Below are 2974 nucleotides of genomic sequence, written 5' to 3'. Positions count from 1 at the left end.
AAGCTTGGAAACGAAAGTAACCCACAGCTGGAGGCTATATAATACAAAGCCTGTAGCATTCTATGTTACTTTAGAGGGGAAAATCCCTAGAACCCCATAGTCGTTTGTTATGTTCAATCTTCATCGGGTAACCTTATTAACGTCAAAAAGGCTCTTAGCAAACCCCAGATGAAGCAAACTACTCCAACCATCAGGACAAAGGCTAAAATCAAATACTGATTTATAAACAATGAGTGGCTATCGTCCATAAATGGCGCCGAAGCAAAGATAAAAAATACGCCAAGAAAAACATATCCTATAGCTTCAAAATAAGGCTGTCGGCCTTTTGATAGCCTTAGTATCTCTGAAAGCTCTCTGTTTAACCAATTTGACTCAGGCAGAAATATACTAAACAGGCTTGTTGCCACGCTGAATGCGGACCAACTGGCTACTAATAACGAAGCGAGGAATATGGTTGTCGGAGAGTTGTGTCTTGAAAAATATTCTTCATTATTTCCAATGGATTCAAGGCAGAAGTATGCAATAAGAACGCTTAAGGCCAATATTACAAAATTTAAAACTATCTTTTTCATATACTGAATTTAAGTCATCCTTGATTGAACATAACGCCCGTTTAAGGGGCACAAACACATGGGCTACAATGCGAAGCAGCCCATGTGTTTGTGTCCCAGTGTGCGCCAGCGCACGACTTAAAACGATTGTTATGCGTTTCACAGTTCTTTGTCAAACCATACGTCCTCATAGCCGGCATCATCTATTAGGAACCGATAGCCTGGCGGTAAATCCAAATACTTAATAACCTGAGGAAGATACCTATCTAGATGCTCGGTGTGCAACGGTGAAAAGAAGTCTTTCTCGGACGATAAGGTTTCTCCACACCAAAAATACCAACCGTTCGTACCATTTTCTGGAGCGTGTCTAATGCCATTAATTGGAAGTTTGCCAATGGTGTCTAAAGCAATCCCAACTTTGGTTGCAGAAATTGGCGGGGAGGGTTTTACTCCAAGTTTCTGGCATATTTCCATTAAAATCCTCATTGCCTAACTGACGCATAACGGCCCGCATAACGGGCAAAAATACGTAGGCTATAATACCGAGCGAAGCGAAGGGAGCCTACGTGTTTTTGTCCCAGCGAGCTTGCGAGCGAGTTTATGCGATTGTTAGGTGCGTGGCCAAGATGGAGCACCGTTTTCTCTAAACAAAACGCCAAAATTAATGCATTTAACGATACCAAACTGAACCTGTAACTCCAGCCACTCATCTTCATAATTGATTGACGTAAAGCCACCAAAATCATCATATTTTGGTTTGGAGTTAAGCATTGAACTTAGAAGTTCAACAGCAGTTTTTTCACTTAGTCCGATGAGACTACTACCAAACAGTTTGGCCTCTTTATTATGAACTTCTAGCCACCCAAGTCGATTGTCACTGTCTGGTTCAAATGACAACTCAATTTCCAGTTCGTTGTATTGAATACGCTTACAGCCACTATCGGTAAAGTAACTTTTATCTGGGCTCCCCAAAAGTTTTTGAGCTTCGTTTTCAGTGACACCGAATAAAAGTGAGTCTATTCCTTTGCCAATGTATAGATCCATCCATTTACCTCAAAGCACCTAACTTTTAAATAAGGGGCGCAGACGCGTGGGCTAAAATGCGAAGCAGCCCACGTGTATGCGTCCCAGCGAACGAAGTGAGTGACTTAATTTTTTTGTTATGTTTCATTCCTTTGCGTTTTTTTCAATACGATCAGCTTGGATTACAATTGGTTCTGCATTCTCGACATTATCTACAATGAGAAAAGGACCTCCAGAATACTTACCGTTACTCAAAGTAAAAAAGCTTCGCTGTTTAAGGTTTTCATGACCTTTTAAATACATATCAAAAAATATACTAGTAGAGTCCCTACAAACCTGTTCTGTGACAATAATACTAGTAGAAGCTTTCTTTATTGCCTCTTCAATTTCCAAAGGTGTGGTACTGTTATGTATTTGCACCAAACCGACGTAGGCTGCTACGTTATCGTTTTTACCTGAAGCCATGATGTCCTTTGTATTTTCAGGGTAATAGCTAACACAACTGTTGTCTCCACAAGAACTAGTTAAGACTGAAAAGATTACTAGAAAAAATATCCTCATAGCTCACCAAAAACATAACGCCCGCATAACGGGCAAAAACACGTAGGCTACAATACTAAGCGAAGCGCAGGGAGCCTACGTGTCTTTGTCCCTAGCGAGCGCAGCGAGTGTTAATGCGTTTGTTAGGTTTTTCACAGTTCCCACGCGAGCAAAATTAACGATACGAAAAAAAAGAGTAAATATGGTAATGGTCTGTAGATACCTTTTACAAAGATTGAAGTCCTAAACCAAACAGACAAAAAAAGAAGTATTAGAGTGATTACTGCCCACAAATAGACTTTTGCTCCATTTGGGTTTCTTACTACTCTGACCTCGAACTTCTTAAACAAAGAAACATTTTCGCTGGCGCGAATTGTCAATGTAACTCCTTCAAGGAACTCATTGTTGAATGTGCCATAGTTTAGCGTCCCATAATACCGTTTTGTTTGCCCTGAGTAGCTTGCTGCTCTTGGGTTTAAAACTAATGACCAGTTTTCTGTACTCTCTTCCGTTAGAAGTAACTTGATAGTTACCTTTTCTTGGCTTGTTTTGCGTGAGCCACCGTAACTTACTGTGACTCTGAAGCGTTCAGAATCCATTCTATTTATTAAGCAAACAGGCTCTTTTTTAGAAACTAAGTCTTCACTACACACGAGTCCGGGTTTGAAAGTTCACTTTGGAAGCTGATTAAAAACCATATAAAACTTAATCCGGAGAGAGAAAAGAGAACTTTTGAACGGGTGAATAATTTCACAAGAAACCTAACACCCGCATAAAGGGCGATAACACATGGGCTAAAATAGGAACGAAGTGACGCAGCCCATGTGTTAGCGTCCCAGCGAGCCTGCGAGCGATTTAAT

At 40.6% G+C, this 2974-nt stretch carries 4 protein-coding genes; all 4 read right to left on the bottom strand.

From position 1 onward, the window contains the following. Window positions 1-113 precede the first annotated feature (113 nt). The gene (locus LHL20_RS20620) at window positions 114-572 is read right to left on the bottom strand and encodes a hypothetical protein (RefSeq protein WP_226434645.1); all 459 of its coding nucleotides are present in this window, start codon (window positions 570-572) and stop codon (window positions 114-116) included. A 138-nt stretch (window positions 573-710) separates the two neighbouring features. Then, window positions 711-1025, bottom strand: a complete 315-nt coding sequence (locus LHL20_RS20615) for an immunity protein Imm33 domain-containing protein (RefSeq protein WP_226434644.1) — start codon at window positions 1023-1025, stop codon at window positions 711-713. A 135-nt stretch (window positions 1026-1160) separates the two neighbouring features. Then, window positions 1161-1595: a hypothetical protein gene (locus LHL20_RS20610; RefSeq protein ID WP_226434643.1), complete on the bottom strand. Its 435-nt coding sequence runs from the start codon at window positions 1593-1595 to the stop codon at window positions 1161-1163. A 123-nt stretch (window positions 1596-1718) separates the two neighbouring features. After that, window positions 1719-2039, bottom strand: coding sequence for a hypothetical protein (locus LHL20_RS20605; RefSeq protein WP_226434642.1), 321 nt, complete (start codon window positions 2037-2039; stop codon window positions 1719-1721). Between the last annotated feature and the right edge of the window lie 935 nt (window positions 2040-2974).

Source organism: Alteromonas sp. McT4-15 (assembly GCF_020515205.1).
Classification (GTDB): domain Bacteria; phylum Pseudomonadota; class Gammaproteobacteria; order Enterobacterales; family Alteromonadaceae; genus Alteromonas.
This window is presented reverse-complemented; position numbering and strand designations above follow the sequence as displayed.